The organism is Postechiella marina (assembly GCF_039538365.1).
GTDB lineage: Bacteria > Bacteroidota > Bacteroidia > Flavobacteriales > Flavobacteriaceae > Postechiella > Postechiella marina.
The window spans coordinates 182,345-200,667 of sequence record NZ_BAABCA010000003.1 but is presented as its reverse complement, the minus strand read 5'-3'; the positions used below and the strand labels follow the sequence as shown (position 1 = coordinate 200,667).

Sequence of the window (18,323 nt, the reverse complement as noted above, 5' to 3'; positions counted from 1 at the left end):
GACATGCTTTCTATAGATCCAAAAAACGTAACAGTCAGTAAATTACATAGTTATTTGCTAAGTGCTGTGGCGCCAAGGCCAATAGCTTTTGCAAGTACGATTGATAAAAATGGATGTCCAAATTTGTCGCCATTTAGTTTTTTTAATGTGTTTAGCGCAAACCCGCCAATTTTAATTTTTTCGCCAGCTAGACGTGTTCGTAATAATACAATAAAACATACGCTTCAAAATGTAGAAGAAACAGGAGAAGTGGTAATAAATGTGGTTAATTACGATTTGGTGCATCAAATGTCATTGTCGAGTACGGAATATGATACAGGTGTAAACGAGTTTGATAAAGCAGGTTTAACCATGTTAAAATCTGATATAGTAAAGCCTTTTAGAGTAGCCGAATCGCCAATACAAATGGAGTGTAAGGTAAACGATATTGTAAAGCTAGGTACAGAAGGTGGCGCAGGTAATTTGGTGATTTGCGAAGTTGTAAAATTGCATATAAACAATGCTATTTTAAATGAAGATGAAAGCATAAACCAAAAGAAATTAGATTTAGTAGCCAGGGCAGGTGGGAGTTATTATAGTAGAGCTAGTAAAGGTTTTTTTGAAATACCAAAGCCAATATTAACTAAAGGAATTGGTGTAGATGGGTTGCCAGGTCATGTTAAAAACAGTGAGGTTTTAACAGGTAATAATTTAGGAATGTTGGGTAATGTTGAGGCTTTACCAGATAAAGAAAGCGTTGTAGCATTTATAAATACTTTAGATAAAAAGTATACAAGCGATAAAAATATAACACTTGTAGAAAAGCATAAGTTGGCACAAAATTATTTAAATCTTGGAGATGTAGATAGTGCTTGGAAAATATTATTAAGTTAAAAAGAATAGTTATAAATAGATTTAAATTATATTAAATGGAAGTTCAAGGAAGAATTAAAATGGTAGGAGAAACTCAAACTTTTGGAAGTAATGGGTTTAGAAAAAGAGAAGTGGTAGTAACTACAGAAGAACAATACCCACAGCATATTATGGTGGAGTTTGTACAAGATAAATGTGATTTATTAAACAGTTATAAAGAAGGACAACAAGTAAAAATAAGCATTAATTTACGTGGTAGAGAATGGGTTAACCCGCAAGGAGAAACTAAATATTTTAACTCAATTCAAGGGTGGAGAATAGAAGCTTTACAAGCAGAAGCTCCAGCAGGAATGCCTCCAGTGCCTCCAGCAGACGCTTTCGAGCCTGCAGGAAACTTAAAAGAGGAAGATCACGATGATTTACCATTTTAATTAAACCGGTTTAACATTCTAGCGAATGTAAAGTTTATAAAATCAACCTCAATGTTTCTTTAACGTTGAGGTTGATTATTTTTATAATAAAAAAATGCAATATTTAACAGAAGACATATGGTTTCCTGATGTTGAAGAAGCTACAGCAGAAGGTGTTTTGGCTATTGGTGGCGACTTGTCTGTAGAGCGTTTATTGTTGGCATATAAATCGGGTATATTTCCTTGGTTTGATGCTAGCGAGCCTATTGTGTGGTGGTCTCCAAACCCTAGATTTGTTTTGTTTCCAGAGCAATTAAAGGTGTCTAAAAGTATGAGGCAGTTTCTTAGAAATTGCGATTATACAGTAACAGTTAATCAAGATTTTAGAGCAGTTATTTCTTCTTGTTCTAAAATAAAACGAAGCGGACAAAACGATACTTGGATTACTAATAGTATGATTGAAGCTTATGTTAAACTTCATGAATTAGGTTATGCCAAATCTATAGAGGTTTGGCGAGGCGATAAGCTAGTTGCTGGACTTTATGGTGTAGATTTGGGTAACCATGTTTTTTGTGGAGAAAGCATGTTTACAACAGAGAGCAACGCGAGCAAAGCAGGTTTTATAACTTTTGTTCAAAATACAAATTATAAACTTATAGATTGCCAAGTATATACTAGCCATTTAGAGAGTTTAGGAGCTAAAGAAATTTCTAGAAAAGCATTTTTAGAGTTATTGAATAACTAACTTATATATTTAAATCCAATTTTTAAGAGCATAAAAAAACTCTAGATTGCATTACAACCTAGAGTTATTAAAATATCATTTAAATATTTTAAACGCCCTGCGCATCACTAATAACACGATCTATAAAATCTGTATTAATGTATAGATGTCTTGCTAAATTGTATAAAACATTAACCTCGCTGTCGTCTATTTCTCCATCAGCATAAGATATAATAGATAAGTCTCTAAGTATATTTAGCTTTTGCATAACAGATAATACTACGTCCAGTTCTTTTGTAAGTTCTTGTACTTCGCTAATCATTTCTTGCTCTGTAAGCCCTTTAATTGTCATCATACAATTAGCAAAAACTTTAGGGGCTACAATACTGCTTAGGGCTTGAATTTCTGAATCGTCTACAACACCATCAGCGTTAGAGATTAAATAACCTCCTAAAAACATTAAACGTTGTATTTTTTCAGAGTGCTCACCATCTTCTTCTAAGTTTTCTGGTTCCATTAAAGACATAATACGCTTAATTTCTACCTCCATGGCTTCTTCTGTAATTTCGCCAGTAATAGTTTCGTTAAAAGCAGAATAGGTTTCACTTTTATTAAAAAGCTCTAAGGCTTTAATTCTTAAAGGACTAAAAGGATGACTACTGTACCAGTCTGAAGGATCGTGGTTAGAATCGTTTAAAACCTCTTCTAAATCTGTAAACTGTTCTATATAAGCATTTAATTGAAAATCTAAAGAATCGGTGGTAACTCCAGATGATAATTTAAAGAATGTGCGTCCTACAGCTTCAAAATTTTGACAACATAAAAGTCCTGCTCTATCGGCACTTATTTCTGCATTTCTATTCCAAGCATAAAGTTTCATGGCGTGAATAGGCGCTAAATCATTTTCACCTTCGCTTAAAATTTGGCGCACAGGATAATCAAAATGTTCAAAAAGTACATGGCCTATTTCGTGTCCAACTACAAAGGTTAATTCGTCTTTAGTAAAACGTTCTAAAATTCCAGAAGATAAAATAATGTATAGTTTATTGTCGTCTGGCGGATAACACGAAGCGTTAAAAGTATCGCCTTGGTAAACAAAAAACTCGATATCGGCTTTAAGTTTTAATGCTTTTTTACAATGGTCACCTATTTCGTGAAGCATTGGTGCTAGAGCTTTTGTTAGCCTTAAACTAGATTTTAATAAATGTTTTCTAGATTTAAATTTACCACTGTTTTTATTTACTTTTACTAATGTTTTTTGAATTAATTCGTCTTGTTGAAACGCTATAACATAATCTCTATCTCCATCATACACTAATAAATTTAAGTCTATATTCGACCTGTTATTAGTATAAATTTGTGGTTCTTTATCTGCTATTGCTTTATGGTTTAAAGCATTAATATCTTCAATACGCTTGGTGTATTCTGCAGCCAATTCTGTTGTTACATTTTGAAAAGTAATGCTAGCTTCTTGTATTTTTTCTAGATTTCCAGAGGCTTGAGCATCATTTAAATCTGTTAGCATTTTTTCTTGAGCTGTGTTTAAAGCGTTTTGATGCTCTTTTTCTAATTCTGAAAGGGTTTGCGATGTATATGTCATAATTTTAAGCGTTAACTGGTATTTTAGAATTAGAAATTTTCATTAATTTTCCTTTTAAATCAAAAATTCCTAAAATTTGGTCGTCTCCTTTTTTTGCTACAATATTGTTTCCTGGTAATTCTACCTCGTAACCTTTAGCTTTTAAATAAAAATATAAACTGTATTTATGCGGAAACTCATAGTGCGCAGCAATATTAGAGACGTGAGAACAAATTAGAGCTGGTGCAGTTCTAGCTTTGTCGTCTGCTTCTTTAGATGTAATTGTGGCGTATACTTTTATACCTTTAAAAGTTAACGGTACAAAACTGCTTTCTTTTAGCATGGCAGATGCTATGGTAGAAAAATATGCGCCAGGATCTGAGTCGAAGCCTATTTTAGGGGTTAATAAATCGTCAATTTGATAAGCTTCGCCTATAGATTTCATGGCTAAAGATGATTGTAAAAATTTCTCAGGTATACCACTTTGTGTATTTCCCCACGCCCATAACCAACTTTTTTCGTTTTCAGAATAAGTGCCAATAATTTGAATATCGAAAACTTTATCGTCTCCGTAAGTTACTTTTCCTTCAAGAATATCGCAACTCCAGTTTAAGCCATCAATCATTTCGCTAAAAATTTCTTGCTTTTCTAGAGAGGTAAGAAACGATTGATTATATAATTCCTGAATACTTACTTTTTCGGTTTTGTCGGTGGTTTCTTTAGTATTTTTGGTTGTAGAAGTAGTTTGCTCTGTATTACCTTCAGCAAATTCTTCAAGTTTATCTTCTAATAAATTAGTAATGCGTTCTGCTCTTTCCTCTACTTTATCTGCATTTATAACTGGGCTATGATCTATTTTTAAAACGCCTGCTTCAAAGGTAATGGCGCGTTCTAAATTATGCTCGTTGTTTTCGTTTACAATAATTACATTTTTTAATCCTGCTTGTAAAAGTTTAACTCCCATATCGTCTATACAAATAGCTTTAAAAGCTTCTACTAATGGTAAAAAATAAATTTTTGGAAATGTGTCGTTATATAAATGCGAGAAGCGATCTTCCATTAATGTGTTCCAAGAAATGCTTAATGGTACATTGTAGCCAGCAGCTGTGTTTATATCTGATTGTAATGCTGGAAATAAATCGTTTTGAAATGCTTGAATTATTCTTTTTTCTTTAAGTCCCATAATGTTGTTTTATATTTTTATTAATGATTTAAAATGATTTTTGTTTTATAATATTTGAAGTAATCTATCTTCTAAAATGTTAGCTAATGTTTTAGGTAAAGCCTTATTTATAGCTATAGAAATTATTAATGTTTTTGCTTCAATTTTAATACTTATAGTGTCTGATTGTTGTAGTGTAATGGTTTCTATTTCTTGCCATGCTTCTTGACCTAAATCATCTTTTGTAACTTGATCTAGGGCAGTTTTTAAGGCAGTAAATGTATCTTGAATATTAAGTCTGTTATTTAATGTGTTAAGAGATACATGGTTTACTTTAAGCGTTTTTATTTGGTCTCCATAAAGTCCTTTTTTATTGCTTAACCAGCGTTTAAGTTGTAAAATGCTAAGTTCTTGGTTGGCTGTTATTGGTCTGCTAATGGCTCCTTTAGATAATTCTACAACCATTTTTTGAGGTTGCTTTATACTTACAATTGTTATATTGTGTAGGTTAAAAAACGATACATGTTCGTTTTGAGAAAGCATGCAAACTGTTTTTTGGTGTGTGTTTTCTATAGATATATCTAGAATAACACCTTCTAGATACGTACCATTGTTTAACGATATGCCTATTAATATGTCGTCGTCTTTTTTTAAAATAGATTGTAAAATATCTTCTGGTGTTTGGGCTATAAAAGCTTTGTAATAAGCTGTTTTTGTCATGATTAAAAGATGTTAGGAGTGCTCTATTAGAAATTGATAATCTTCTGGTAATTGATCTATAAGAAATAAATGGATGCCTTCTCTAGGTGTTGTTTTGTAATCGAAGTAGGTTAGTTTTTTTTTCTCTAGATTTGGGTAGGTCATTTTTACCAAATACATGCCCACAGCCTCTGTTAAATTATTTTTGTTCTCCTTTATTTTTAATGGTTCGTGCTTTTCTACAGCAATGTAAAACGAGTTTAAATGTGTTTGATTTACCCAAATATTTCTTAAAAAAACAGGTTTGTTTGGTTGTGCAAATTCTTGTTGTACAATGCGATCTATATGTTCTGCTTTTTTAGATCCGTAGTTGTTTGTTATAATAGAATTTGGGTAATAACGATAAGATTGGTTGCTGTCGTTAAACGTGTTAGGCTTAACTATAAGCTCGTAAAAGCCTTTTTTCTCAGTTTTTATTTTAAAATCTACATGGGCTTCTCGTGTCCAGGTTTTTGGGTAATCTTCAATTATGTAAGATATTTTTCTAGAAAAGAATTCAAACTCTTTTATTGTTGGCTCCTTGTCTAAACTTATACTTATGGAGTGATTAAACACATTAATATCTAAATCTAAAACATGTTCTTTCAAGGCATCATGTAATTGTTTTTTTAGTACAATCTCCTGTTCTTGATAATGTGTTAACGATTCTATACTTAAATCTTGTCTATAAGCCGATGTTATGTATAATGCTTTGTTTTTAGCATTCCATTGAAAGTTAATTACAATGTCTGGGTTTTCTTTAAGCATTAATTCTACCCAAAATAAATTAGGATTCATGCTTGCTGCGTTAAAATTTCTTTTAAAAGTTATAATGTCGTATTTATCTTTATGATGCGATTTTAAATACGCTGTAAAGTCTTTTTTTGCTTTAGAATTGGAAATTCCGCAACCAACAAACAATAAAAGAAAACTAACTAAAATGATGTAAAATACAGGTCTATACATGTTAATAACAATTACTAATTATATTACGTTTATATTTTTGCTTTACAAGTTGTTTTCTAGCAGATTAACTAAAGTTTTAGTTCTGTTTTCTACTTGGTCTGCGTTCATTATAGGGCTATGATCTACCGTTAAAACCCCATTAGCAAAAGTGTATGCATGTGTTGGATTATGGTGGTCTTTTGTGTTTGTTATGCGTATTTCTTTTAAGCTTTGGGTTAAAGCTTCTTTACCCATATTGTCTGCGGTAATAGCTTTAAAAGCTTCTATAAGCGGTATAAAATATATTTTAGGGTAAGAGTCGTTGTAAAGGTGTAAAAAACGATCTTCGAATAAGGTACTCCACTCAATATTTAAAGCAACATTAAAGCTAGCAGCTTCAATTATTTGTGCTTTTAATTCTGGAAATTGTTCGTCTTGAAATGTCTTTGTAAATCTGTTTTCTTTTAATCCCATGATCTTTAATTTTAAGGTTATTTGTTTATTTACCTCAAAACTAAGATTTGAATAGGGGGTTTTTAAAACCGTTTTACAAGTGCTGTTTTTTGTTTTGTATTTGCGTTTATAAAGTGTCTAAAAGTTGTTTTAGATACGATTTTTTGCGGGTAGCAACGGGTATTTTTTCGCTATTAGTTAATAAAACAGTATTGTTACTGTTAATTGTTTTAATGTATTTAATGTTTACTAAATGCGATTGGTGTACGCGGGCAAAAGTATGTTCGCTTAAAATATTCTCGTAGTATTTGAGGTTGCGAGCGCTCATTATTTTTTTGTCTTTAGTATGAAAAATGGTATAACTCCCGTCTGATTGGCAACGAACAATATCTTTTATTTGAAGAAAGTATTGGGCATCGGCAGTTTTTATTAATAATGTTTTTTGAGTTTCTTTTTGGTTAATTTTAGAAACTTTATTTACTGCATTTTTATAAACTTGCTCTTTTTTAAAACCAATTTTAAAGCGTTCTATACATGCCGATAATTCTTCTGAGTCTATAGGTTTTAATAAATAATCTATAGTATCAAACTTAATGGCTTTAATAGCAAATTCATCATAAGCGGTAGTAAAAATTATTTTAAAAGATATACTTTCTAAAGCTTCTAGTATATGAAAAGCATTGCCACCAATAAGCTCAATGTCCATAAAAACAAGGTCTGGGCTTTGGTCTTTTAAAAAGACTGTAGCTTCAGTTATATTATCTATTTTGGCAATAATCTCGATGTCTTTTTGGGTGTACTTAATAAGCTTGTCTAATGTGTTAAGGGCATTAAACTCGTCTTCTATTATAACTGCTTTTATCATTAAAGTTTTAATTTAAAATATACTTTTGTGCCAGATGGGTTATTGTCTTTGTCAAACAAATCTTCTATAATAAACGTTTTTTCTTCTCCCTTATTTCTCATTTTTAAACGCTCTATAAAAATAGATGTTGCATGTAATTCTTCGGTAACTTTTTCTTGCTTTGCTTTTGCAGATCTGCCTACACCATTATCTAGAATTATAAATAATAAAGCTTGCATTTCTTGCTTTATTTTAATGGTAAGTACTCCGTTTTTCTTTTTTTCTTTTAAACCATATTCTATGGCATTTTCTACAAAAGGTTGCAGCAGCATAGGTGGCACATGTACTTTGGATGTGTTTATACTATCGTCAATTTTTATGGTGTAGCTAAAGGCATTATTAAAGCGTAATTGTTGGGTTTCTATGTAATTAGAAATCATGGCTATTTCTTTGTTTAAAGCAATAGAATCTTTTTTTACGTAGTCGAAATTTTGTCGAATTAGCTTTGAAAATTTAGCAATGTGATTTGATGATTTTATAGGGTTTCCTTCTAAAGTTATATTTTGAATAGCAGCAAGAGTGTTAAAAATAAAGTGCGGATTCATTTGTACACGCAACAAACTTTGCTCTAGTTTAGAGGCCTTGTTTGCTGCTCTTAACTTAGAGTTATAAACATAAAAAGCTGTTAGTATAATAACCAAAATAAATAGTAGTATAATACTCGCTAAAAGCCATGTATTTCTAGAGTTAATCTCTTTTTGATGATTAATTTCTGTTTCCTTTTGCTTTACTTCGTAGTTAACATTAGCAAAATCTAACAACCTATTTTTCTCTAAGCTATTAACTTGTAATTGCAAGCTATCTCTAACTATTTGATAATTTAAAGCCTTTATGTAATCTTTGGTCATAATAAATATAGCAATTAGCTTATCTCTTACTTCTATTTCTTCTTTTACATTATTATTTGAAGCATAGATGTCTAAAGCTTTTTTATAATTTACATAAGCAGAATCGGTTTTGTTAGTTAGCAAAAACATAGAGCCTAGACCTTTAAAAGGAGCAGCATTTATGGCTTTTATGTTTTTATTTATGGTAATAGCTCCTCGTAAAAATTTTTCGGCATTTTGATACTCACCAGCTTCTATATAAGTGTAACCTATATTATTTAAAACACTAACAAATGTTTTTGGGTCTTTTTTAGTTTGACTTAAAGTCATCGCTTCTTGGTAACTGGCCAAGGCCTTGTTGTATTGTTTAAGCTGCAAGTATACACTTGCTGTGTTGCTTTTTATGGCAATAATAGAAGTGGTGTCTAGGGCTTTAGTGTATAAGCTATCTGTTGTTTTTATGTAAGTTAATGCTTTGTTGTAGTCTTTTAATTTAAAGTGTAAACTAAATAATTGGTTGTATGCTTTTCCTTCTATTCTAGTGTCTCCTATTAATTGCGACAAATGCAAGGCTTTTAAGGCGTATGCTTGCGAGGTTTCTATATCGCCCATATGCAAAGACGCTCCGCTTAGGGTAATAAGGCAGCGCGCTTCGTTGTATTTGTCCTTTAGTTCAGAAAATAATTTATAGCTTTTTAAATGAGCATTTAAAGCTTCTAAGTATTTATCGTTTAAGTATAAAGCTTCCCCTTTATTAAACAATAATGTTGCTTGCTCTAAGGTGCTTAAATTAGAGCTTTCTTGTAGTAAGCTGTCTATTTGTAAAATAGACTGTAAAGGTTGTGTTACAAACAAGGTATCTAAAGCAGCAAGTTTTGTTTTTATATGGGGTCTAACAGTATCTTGCCTAGAACAGGTAAAAAAAAGCATCAGAAAAAAAATAACAAAGCTTAATGGCCATAGGCTTTTGTATTTTAAAGTCATAAAATAAAATTGGGGTTATATGGATAGGCTAAATTACACAATCGTATATGTTTTTTAAAAACATTTAGCATTATGTTATCATTTAAAATATAAAAGTTGGGCTAGGCGAAATTTAAATTTTTATTACTGCAGATGATAATACAAATAAATTGTTTTTTGCAGCTAAATTAAAAGCTTCAAATCTGTGTTCTAAACCTGTTTGCAGTTTTAAGTCTTCGCTAATTTGCCAACCAACTATAGCTGTAAATCTTAAATCTGTTTCGGGTTTTATAGTTTTATTTAAGCTAAGTAAACCTTCTATGGCTGTTATTAAATACGATTTTACTGTGTTTGTGTTTAGCGGAGTGTTTATCTCAAATTTATAGCGTTGTCTGTAAATGGTTTTAGAGTTTATAATACGTTGTTCTGCTCTAAACCTATGGCTGTGCTTGGCAATAGCTCGTTTTTTAGAATAGGTAATTTGTTCTAGAAAACGCAATTCGTCGTGTCCGCTATCAAACCAATCTCTGTTTCTATAATAAACGCCTAAACTTAATTTATACGATTGCTTTAATTTAAAATTAGAAAAATGAAAGGCATCTACCTGCTGTTGTTTATAATTAAATGTTTCGGGTTGGTATAAAAAATACCGACTTCTTAAAACAAAATTAAAACTATAAGATTTAGATGTTTTGTTTTCTACAGACACCACAGATTCGCCTAAAGAGTTAAAATTACTTTGCGAAGCGAGGTTGTAGTAATTAATAAAAACGAGAAAAAGTAAAATGGTTTTTATGTGGTTCATGCTGTTTTTACTTCTTCATATCTAAAGCATTTAACTTCGTGGTCGTTTACCATACCTGTAGCTTGCATATGTGCGTATACCACTGTAGAACCAACAAATTTAAAGCCTCGTTTTTTTAAATCTTTACTAATTTTATCGCTTAAAGGTGTGTTCGCTGGTACATCGCTTAAGTTTTTAAAATCATTATTAATAGGTTTATGGTTTACAAAACCCCAAATGTATTTACTAAAACTACCAAATTCTTCTTGTATTTTAATAAAATTTTGAGCGTTTGTAACCGTTGCTTTTACCTTTAATTTATTTCTAATAATACCGGTGTCTTGCAGTAAAGTATCTATTTTGATTTGATTGTATTTTGCTATTTTTTTATAGTCGAAATCATCAAAAGCATTTCTAAAATTTTCACGTTTTTTTAAAATAGTAATCCAACTTAAACCAGCTTGAAAGGTTTCTAACATTAAAAATTCAAAAATTGTAGCATCATCGTAAACGGGTACACCCCATTCTTCATCATGATAAGCTTCATATAAATCGTTTCCAACACACCAATTACATCTGTGTTTATTCATTTAAAATTCAGGTTTTATTAAAGCCAATAATTAGGCTGTAAGGTTTTAAGTAAAAGCATGACAAAAGTCATCGTAAAGGGAGGTACAAGATATTAATTTTGTTCTGATAAAAAATAAATTATGGATACAATCATAAAGGAAAGTATAGCAAAAAGCATGTCTTACCAAGATTACAGAGCTTTGGTAAAGCAACTGGTAAGCGAGAACTCTAATACAGGAAAAGAGAAAACGGAAGTACTAGCTAATTATACGTTTTTAAATGATAAAAGAATGAAGCGGTGGGATAAAACGATAAAGGTAGCTGATGCAGCACAAGAAAAATTGAAAGCCTTTAGCGAGTCTGTAACTTGGCTAGTTATAACAGAAAGCTGGTGTGGTGATGCGGCACATGTTATGCCTGTTTTAAATAAAGTAGCTAGTTTAAACGATAAAATTGATTTTAAAGTAGTACTTAGAGACGAAAATTTGGAATTAATGGATGCTTTTTTAACCAATGGAGGTCGCTCTATTCCTAAGTTGATAATGATAGATAACACCACAGGAGAAGTTGTAGATACATATGGACCAAGACCAAGTGAAGCTACGGGTTACGTAAATAGATTTAAAGCCGAAAACGGAGCGTTAACTCCAGAGTTTAAAGAAGATTTACAACATTGGTATAATAAAAATAAAGGGCAAAATATTATAGATGATTTACTTGAAATGCTAAGTAAATTAAAGCCTACTGTTTTCCTATAAAATAAAAAGTAATAGATCCTATTTGCGACGGTTTTGAAGGTGCTGCGTTAAATTGAGAGTTTTTTGCGTACTCTAAAGCATGCTCTATTAAACACTCGTTTGACGATGTAGACGATGAGTTTACATAAGCATCTGTAACATTTCCTCTGGCATTTACAGTTATATTTATTACAATTTTACCACCTACTTCGCATAAATATACTGGAGTAGGTAAATGCGAATGTGTTCTATTTACCAAAGAATAACTAATGGTACTTTTAGTGTTTGCACCTTCTCCTTTTTGTTTTTTTAGTAAGTTGTTTACTTTATCAAAAGACGATAATTCTTTTTTATCTATTTTTTTAACGTTTGGTTTAGCTCTGTATTTGTTGTAAGAGTTAGCAGAAGTTGTAGGTGTTTTTACATTGGGAACATAGTCTTCTGGCGGAGCAATAGTTTTATATGCCTGTGCAAAATGCTTGTTATTTTTTGTTTCGTTATAAGCTTTATTTGTTTCTGCTTTAGTATTATTTTTTTGGTTTAAAACTTTAGTTTCTTCTTTAGGTAGTTCTTTTTCGGGTTCTATTTCGTAATAACTTTCAGAAGCTAAAGTTTTTTGTTTGTTAAGTCCAAAGTTAAAAACAGAAAGTATTACTGTTCCTGTAATTAGTAGTGTTATAAGTAGGGCTTTATGTTGATCTGTTAGGCTCAAATCGGTTGTGTTTATTGTATTCTTTAATACAATATACGTTAAATAATGTAATTTAGTTTTTTAAGTTAGCTATGAAATCTTCGATAGTAACACCGTTTTCTACTTTAAAATCGCCAATTTTTGTGCGTCGTAAGACAGATAAATGTGCGCCAGATTGTAATGCTTTTCCAAAATCGTTAGCTAAAGAACGAATGTATGTTCCTTTACTGCAAAGCACTCTAAACTCAATATTTAAACCATTTATTTTAGTGATTTCAAATTCAGAAATATGAATTGTTCTAGGTTTAATTTCTACCGTTTCTCCAGCTCTTGCATATTCGTATAAACGTTTACCGTCTTTTTTTAATGCAGAAAAAACAGGAGGGAATTGCTGAATTTCTCCAATAAACTGCTTGGTGGTCTGGTGTATTAAATCTTCGGTGATATGGTTGGTAGGAAACGTTTCGTTTATTTCAGATTCTAAATCGTACGATGGTGTTGTGCCTCCTAAGGTAATGGTGCCAGTGTATTCTTTTATTTGTCCTTGAAAAGTGTCTATTTGTTTAGTCATTTTTCCAGTGCAAATAACCAATAATCCTGTTGCTAAAGGGTCTAAGGTACCTGCATGACCAACCTTTATTTTTTTTATATTAAATGCTTGACGAATTTCCCAGCGTAGTTTGTTAACTACCTGAAAAGAGGTCCAGTTTAAAGGTTTGTCTATTAGTAAAACATGTCCAGCAAGGTAATTTTCTGCAGTCATCATTTTAATTTAGTAAAGAATAAATAACCGCAATTAACCCAACAACAACACAGTAAATGGCAAAGTAAGATAATTTACTTTTTTTAACTAAAGAGATCATCCAGGTACAAGCAAATAAACCAGCTACAAAAGCAGCTACAAAACCTATAGAAAGTGCAGTAAAATTACCACTGTTATAATTAATGTCTCCACTTAAAACATCTTTAGCAATTTTACCAAAAATTAAAGGAACCACCATTAAAAACGAAAAGCGAGCTGCTTTAGTTTTGTCGTTTCCTAAAAGTACAGATGTAGATATGGTAGCGCCAGAACGCGAAATACCAGGTAGCATAGCTATAGCTTGAGATATACCAATAACAAAAGCGTTTTTAAAAGATACTTTTTTATTGGTGTCTTTTGCTTTATCTGCAAGAAAAAGTAAAATGGCAGTAATAATAAGCATGCAACCAACAAGTAAAATATTACCACCAAATAAGGCTTCTAATTGTTCTTCAAAAAACAGCCCGACAACTACAGCAGGAATCATAGAAATACCAATTTTAGATATAAACTGTAAATCGTCGTTCCACTTAAATTTTAAAGCACCTTTTAAAAGGTCTAAAATGTCTTTTCTAAAAATAACAATAGTACTTAAAGCTGTTGCAAAGTGTAAAACAACAGTAAATAGTAGGCTCTCTTCTGGAACCGAATTGTCTCCTAAAATAGCTTTCCCTAATTCTAAATGACCGCTTGACGATACGGGTAAAAACTCTGTAAGTCCTTGAATAATACCAAGAATAATTGCATCTATTATATCCATAAGCGCAAAAGTATTAAAATAGGATTATTATAGCACAAAATGTACGTGTAATTTAAAGTATTCTTAATTTACTGAAGCATCCATTGTTTGTAAGTTTTGGTTAGTAGATTTTTCATAAAGATATTCATTTCCCATTGAGACGAAACGGGTGTATTAGTAAAAGGCAAAGTTGGTAAATATGGTACAGGGCCAAATTCGCAGGTTACATCAAAATTTGCTTTTTGAAATAATTTACTGTGATGTAGTACAGTATTTTCTCCTAAAATTTTAGAGGTTATATTTAAAAATGTATAATCTAACAAAGCCTTTAACCACACACTAGAGTATTGTTGCACATTATGCGTGTGTATAATAATATCGTCTTTAGATTTTATGTTTTCTATAGCTGCACCTTTCCATGTTGCATCAATTTTAGTGTTCGATTTTTGTAACTGATTTACAATTTTATCAAAATCATGTTCTAAATTTTCGATATCTTTTTTAGAAAAAAGTCCTTTGGCTAAATAATAACCGTTTTCTTTAAAGAAAGCATTAATGTCTTGTTTCATAATAGTTGTTTTAATTTGAGTCAAAATTATATAAAGCAATAAGTTTGTAACTCTTTAAAAACGACAACTAGGTTTGTAAAAAAGACATTTAACTAAGTAGGTTACACTTTAAAGGTGGAATCTCTAATTATTAAGCTGCCTTTTATTTCTATCATTTTATTAGATACAATTTGTGTTTTATTTTCTATTTCGTCTATTAAATATTTTATGGCATTTCTGCCAATAGTCTCTCCTGGTTGGTCTACTGTAGTAAGGTTTGGTTCTATAACTGTAGATAGTCTAGAGTTACTAAAGCCAATAACCGCTATGTCTTCGGGTATTTTTATATTGAATTTTTTTAAGGTTTGTATAACGCCAACTGCAGCGCTATCTGTTATAGCAAATATGGCATCAGGTCTATTTTTTATACTTAATAAATGGTTTGTCATTCTTTTGCCTTGCTCTAAAGAAATATCGTCTACACTAATAACAAGTTTATCGTCTACTTTAATATTATGTTCTTTTAAAGCTCTTAAGTAACCAGCGTATCTTTTTTCTGACGTATAAGAGAATTCACGCTCTTTAATAATTGCAATGCGTTTTTTTTCTATATTAATTAAGTGCTCTATAGCATTATAAGCAGCTTCTTCATCATTAATAGTAACTTGTGTACATGGTATTTTGTTAGAGACTTTATCAAATAAAATTAAAGGTAATTTATTTAGGGTTTGTAAAACCGCATCTACATCTCGTGTCATTTTGGTTAAAGAAGCTAAAATGCCATCTACACCAAACTGCATCATGGTATTGAGCATTTCGGTTTGCTTTTTTACATCATTATTAGATTCAGATATAATAACTCTATAGCCTCTAATAGCAGCTTCTTCTAAAATACCTCTAACCATGGTTGTTGTAAAATAATGTGTAATGTTGGGTACAACTACACCTATAATATTGGTTTTATGGTTTCTAAATCCTTTTGCAAAAATGTTAGGAACATAATTCATAGATTGTGCGAGGTTTTTTACTTTAGTGCGCGTTTCTTCGCTTATATCTGGATGATCGTTTAAAGCTCTAGACACTGTAGATGTCGATAAATCAAGTATTTGGGCTAGTTTTTTTAAGGTGACAACTTCTTTTTTCATGCTAAATAATCTTCGTTTGTTAAAAAAAACACAAAAACAATCGTTCCCGCAATCGTTTGCATAAAAATATGATAATTTTTTAGAATCTTTTATGCATATTTCACTATAAATTTGAGGTAAATAAACTAATACTAAATAAAATGAGAAAAATTATCTTTACATTATTATGTGTATTTAGCATTTCTGCAACGTTTGCACAAACGGATATTTCAGGAACTGTTAAAGATAACACAGGAGTGCCTGTTACCGGGGCAAATGTTATTATAGTAGGAAGTTCGTCTGGAGCAACATCAGATTTTGACGGGAACTATAGTTTCTCTACAACCCTTGACGGATCGCAAACGATTCAAATATCTTACTTAGGATACGAAACACAAGAAAAAACAGTAATGCTTAATGGTGCTGCAATAACCTTAAACATTGTATTGCAAGAAGGAGGTAATTCTTTAGACGAGGTTGTTTTAACAGCAACGTCTACTAAACGTTCGCAAAAAGAAACCCCTTTATCTATTACATCTTTTGGTGCTAAGCAATTAGCAAAAACAAATACAAGTAGCCAAGCCGATGTATTAAGAAGTGTGCCAGGTATTACTGCCGAAGGTGGTGGAGGCGAAGTAGGGTCTAACATTTTTGTAAGAGGTTTGCCTTCTGGAGGGCAATATGCTTTTAACCCTTTACAAATAGATGGTATGCCTGTTTTAAGTACGTTTGGTTTAAACTCTTCTGCTCACGATGTTTACTTTAGAAACGATATTGGAATGCGTAGTTTAGAGTTTGTTCGTGGTGGATCTTCTATACTATATGGTGTAGGATCTGTTGCTGGTATAATTAACTATACAAGTGTTACAGGTAACGAAAAACCTAAAAATATTATTAGAACAGAGCTAGGGTCTAATTCAAGATATAAAGGTGAGTTTTTAACTAGCGGACCTTTAGGTGGCGAAGATTCTAACACATTTTATGCGCTTTCTGGTTTTTACAGATACGATGAAGGACCAATAAAAACAGGATTGCCTACAGAAGGTTTTCAATTAAGAGGTAATATAAAGCATGTTACAGAAAAAGGTTCTGTTACTTTCTCGGGGCAATTTATAGACGATAATGTACAGTTCTTTTTACCTTACCCTCTAGAGGGAGGTTCTCGTAATCGTCCAACAGGAAACAATGGTGAAGAAATATTTACGTTGCAAACTGCAGCAGCTTCAGATATAGCTTACGCTACGCCAGATGGTATTTACAGATCTCCAATAGAAGATGGTGTTGTTACTAAAGGGGGTTACTTTTTAACTAATTTTAAACATAATTTTACAGACGATTTAAAATTAGATGCTAAATTAAGATACTCACGTTACAAGCACCAATTTAATTTGTTTTTAGATGGTAGTGGTATTAGCGGAGCTAAAGCTGTAGAAACTCAAGCAGAATATTTAGCAGCAAGAGGTTTAACTTCTGGCGATTTTACGATGTTAAATGGGCAGCCATTGGCAAGTGATGCATTACTTTTTGAAAATAGAATTTTAGATAGAAACAGACCTTTAACAGAGTTAATGGCAGATTTTAAATTAACAAAAACTGCTGGTAACCACAATATTACTTTTGGTTCTTTTATGTCTAGATCTAAAGCTGGCGATTTTAACGTAATTACAAACTATTTAGGAGAGTATAACGATAAACCAGAGTTGGTAAACCTTTCTGGGTACACTGTTAATGGTGTTACTAACAGAGGTACATCTTACACAAATAGAAATATAAATAGTAATAAAATAGCTGTTTTTATTGCAGACGAAATAAAATTAGAACGTTGGAATTTAGATTTTGGTATTCGTTACGAAAGAGCATCTGGAGATATAGAAAACGAAGGCAAAGAAAATTTCGTTGTAGACGATACAGGTATTGCTAACCTAGATACAGTACAATGGGGTAATGGATCTTGGACCAGAGGACACGTGTCTGCAGACGATTTTGCAGTAGCGTTAGCAGCATTATATAAAGTAAACGATAACTTTAGTGCTTATGGTAACTTTTCTAGGGGATACTTCTTTCCAGAATTAAGAGGTGTACAGTTTGACGGTTTTGGAAACCCAAGTTCTTACGACACAGAAAAAATTCTTCAAGGAGAATTAGGTGTTAAGTATGGGGCAGGTAAATTCTCTGGTACTGCAGCTCTATATTCTGTAAGCTTAAAAGATCGTAAGGCTATTAGTTTTGTTAATGATGGGTCTGGAGGAACAACAGAGGAAGTAGATAATCAAGATACTAGAACATATGGTTTAGAAACAACTTGGAGATATAAATTTACAAACGATTTTAACTTCAACGGTTCTTTTACATACCAAGATCACGAAATCTCTAAGTCAGATTCTAATCCAGATTTTGTAGGTAACGAGCTAAGAAGACAACCAAATGTAGTAGCTACTTTAGGTTTAGATTACGATAATACTGCATTCGACGGAAGTTTTATTTACAACTACACAGGAAAAAAATTCTCTAACGATGCTAACTCTATCGAGCTTGATGCTATTGGATTAGCTAGTCTTAATTTAGGATATACTTTTCCAGTAGGAGAAGCAGGAGAAACATTACGTGTAGGTACTCAGGTATTCAATATATTTAATTCAGAGGGTATAACAGAAGGGTCTCCAAGACTTAATAACAGTCAAACAGACGAAGAGTATTTTGTTGGTAGACCCGTATTACCTACTAGGGTATTTTTAAACGCAACGTTTAATTTTTAATTTGTTTGGCCTATT

At 31.7% G+C, this 18,323-nt stretch carries 19 protein-coding genes; 5 read left to right on the top strand and 14 right to left on the bottom strand.

The features are described 5' to 3' along the window. Window positions 1-3 precede the first annotated feature (3 nt). The 3 genes from ABD715_RS07460 (at window position 4) to aat (ending at window position 2,007) form a co-directional block, all read left to right on the top strand. Window positions 4-873, top strand: coding sequence for a flavin reductase family protein (locus ABD715_RS07460; RefSeq protein WP_344787516.1), 870 nt, complete (start codon window positions 4-6; stop codon window positions 871-873). Between the two features lie 35 nt (window positions 874-908). Next, window positions 909-1,283, top strand: a complete 375-nt coding sequence (locus ABD715_RS07455) for a DUF3127 domain-containing protein (protein WP_344787515.1) — start codon at window positions 909-911, stop codon at window positions 1,281-1,283. A gap of 94 nt (window positions 1,284-1,377) precedes the next feature. After that, complete coding sequence (gene aat, locus ABD715_RS07450; RefSeq protein WP_344787514.1) at window positions 1,378-2,007, top strand: leucyl/phenylalanyl-tRNA--protein transferase; 630 nt, start codon at window positions 1,378-1,380, stop codon at window positions 2,005-2,007. A gap of 88 nt (window positions 2,008-2,095) precedes the next feature. Here aat and ABD715_RS07445 read toward each other — a convergent pair whose 3' ends face one another. The 9 genes from ABD715_RS07445 to ABD715_RS07405 all read right to left on the bottom strand — a co-directional run bounded on the left by ABD715_RS07445 (window position 2,096) and on the right by ABD715_RS07405 (window position 10,931). Continuing rightward, complete coding sequence (locus ABD715_RS07445; RefSeq protein ID WP_344787513.1) at window positions 2,096-3,586, bottom strand: M48 family metallopeptidase; 1,491 nt, start codon at window positions 3,584-3,586, stop codon at window positions 2,096-2,098. Window positions 3,587-3,590: 4 nt separating this feature from the next. Beyond that, window positions 3,591-4,748: a DUF6882 domain-containing protein gene (locus ABD715_RS07440; protein WP_344787512.1), complete on the bottom strand. Its 1,158-nt coding sequence runs from the start codon at window positions 4,746-4,748 to the stop codon at window positions 3,591-3,593. A 45-nt stretch (window positions 4,749-4,793) separates the two neighbouring features. Continuing rightward, complete coding sequence (locus ABD715_RS07435; RefSeq protein ID WP_344787510.1) at window positions 4,794-5,447, bottom strand: hypothetical protein; 654 nt, start codon at window positions 5,445-5,447, stop codon at window positions 4,794-4,796. Between the two features lie 12 nt (window positions 5,448-5,459). Next, window positions 5,460-6,431 (bottom strand): hypothetical protein, encoded by a 972-nt coding sequence (locus ABD715_RS07430; protein WP_344787509.1) that lies wholly within the window; start codon window positions 6,429-6,431, stop codon window positions 5,460-5,462. 42 nt (window positions 6,432-6,473) lie between these two features. Beyond that, window positions 6,474-6,884: a hypothetical protein gene (locus ABD715_RS07425; protein ID WP_344787508.1), complete on the bottom strand. Its 411-nt coding sequence runs from the start codon at window positions 6,882-6,884 to the stop codon at window positions 6,474-6,476. Between the two features lie 106 nt (window positions 6,885-6,990). Then, a complete protein-coding gene (locus ABD715_RS07420; RefSeq protein ID WP_344787507.1) occupies window positions 6,991-7,728 on the bottom strand; it encodes a LytR/AlgR family response regulator transcription factor in 738 nt (245 codons plus the stop codon). Continuing rightward, window positions 7,728-9,524 carry a tetratricopeptide repeat-containing sensor histidine kinase gene (locus ABD715_RS07415; protein ID WP_344787506.1) on the bottom strand — a complete coding sequence of 599 codons (1,797 nt, stop codon included), beginning with the start codon at window positions 9,522-9,524 and terminating at the stop codon, window positions 7,728-7,730. Before ABD715_RS07415 ends, ABD715_RS07420 begins: the two co-directional genes overlap by 1 nt. 166 nt (window positions 9,525-9,690) lie before the next feature. Next, on the bottom strand, window positions 9,691-10,362 hold the full coding sequence (locus tag ABD715_RS07410; protein WP_344787505.1) for a DUF2490 domain-containing protein: 672 nt from the start codon (window positions 10,360-10,362) through the stop codon (window positions 9,691-9,693). Beyond that, window positions 10,359-10,931 (bottom strand): DNA-3-methyladenine glycosylase I, encoded by a 573-nt coding sequence (locus ABD715_RS07405; RefSeq protein WP_344787504.1) that lies wholly within the window; start codon window positions 10,929-10,931, stop codon window positions 10,359-10,361. Before ABD715_RS07405 ends, ABD715_RS07410 begins: the two co-directional genes overlap by 4 nt. 120 nt (window positions 10,932-11,051) lie before the next feature. Between ABD715_RS07405 and ABD715_RS07400 the strand changes: the two genes are divergently transcribed. Then, window positions 11,052-11,669 (top strand): thioredoxin family protein, encoded by a 618-nt coding sequence (locus tag ABD715_RS07400; RefSeq protein ID WP_344787503.1) that lies wholly within the window; start codon window positions 11,052-11,054, stop codon window positions 11,667-11,669. Here ABD715_RS07400 and ABD715_RS07395 read toward each other — a convergent pair. From ABD715_RS07395 to ABD715_RS07375, 5 genes are all read right to left on the bottom strand, one after another. Next, a complete protein-coding gene (locus ABD715_RS07395; RefSeq protein ID WP_344787502.1) occupies window positions 11,653-12,360 on the bottom strand; it encodes an energy transducer TonB in 708 nt (235 codons plus the stop codon). The genes ABD715_RS07400 and ABD715_RS07395 overlap by 17 nt on opposite strands. Before the next feature lie 52 nt (window positions 12,361-12,412). Beyond that, the gene (gene truB / locus ABD715_RS07390; RefSeq protein WP_344787893.1) at window positions 12,413-13,102 is read right to left on the bottom strand and encodes a tRNA pseudouridine(55) synthase TruB; all 690 of its coding nucleotides are present in this window, start codon (window positions 13,100-13,102) and stop codon (window positions 12,413-12,415) included. Window positions 13,103-13,106: 4 nt separating this feature from the next. Further along, window positions 13,107-13,901 carry an undecaprenyl-diphosphate phosphatase gene (locus ABD715_RS07385; protein ID WP_344787501.1) on the bottom strand — a complete coding sequence of 265 codons (795 nt, stop codon included), beginning with the start codon at window positions 13,899-13,901 and terminating at the stop codon, window positions 13,107-13,109. A 68-nt stretch (window positions 13,902-13,969) separates the two neighbouring features. Then, the gene (locus ABD715_RS07380) at window positions 13,970-14,449 is read right to left on the bottom strand and encodes a phytanoyl-CoA dioxygenase family protein (RefSeq protein WP_344787499.1); all 480 of its coding nucleotides are present in this window, start codon (window positions 14,447-14,449) and stop codon (window positions 13,970-13,972) included. 101 nt (window positions 14,450-14,550) lie between these two features. Next, window positions 14,551-15,573, bottom strand: a complete 1,023-nt coding sequence (locus ABD715_RS07375) for a LacI family DNA-binding transcriptional regulator (RefSeq protein WP_344787498.1) — start codon at window positions 15,571-15,573, stop codon at window positions 14,551-14,553. A gap of 140 nt (window positions 15,574-15,713) precedes the next feature. Here ABD715_RS07375 and ABD715_RS07370 point away from each other — a divergent pair, with 140 nt between their 5' ends. Beyond that, window positions 15,714-18,308 (top strand): TonB-dependent receptor, encoded by a 2,595-nt coding sequence (locus tag ABD715_RS07370; protein ID WP_344787497.1) that lies wholly within the window; start codon window positions 15,714-15,716, stop codon window positions 18,306-18,308. Window positions 18,309-18,323 lie beyond the last annotated feature (15 nt).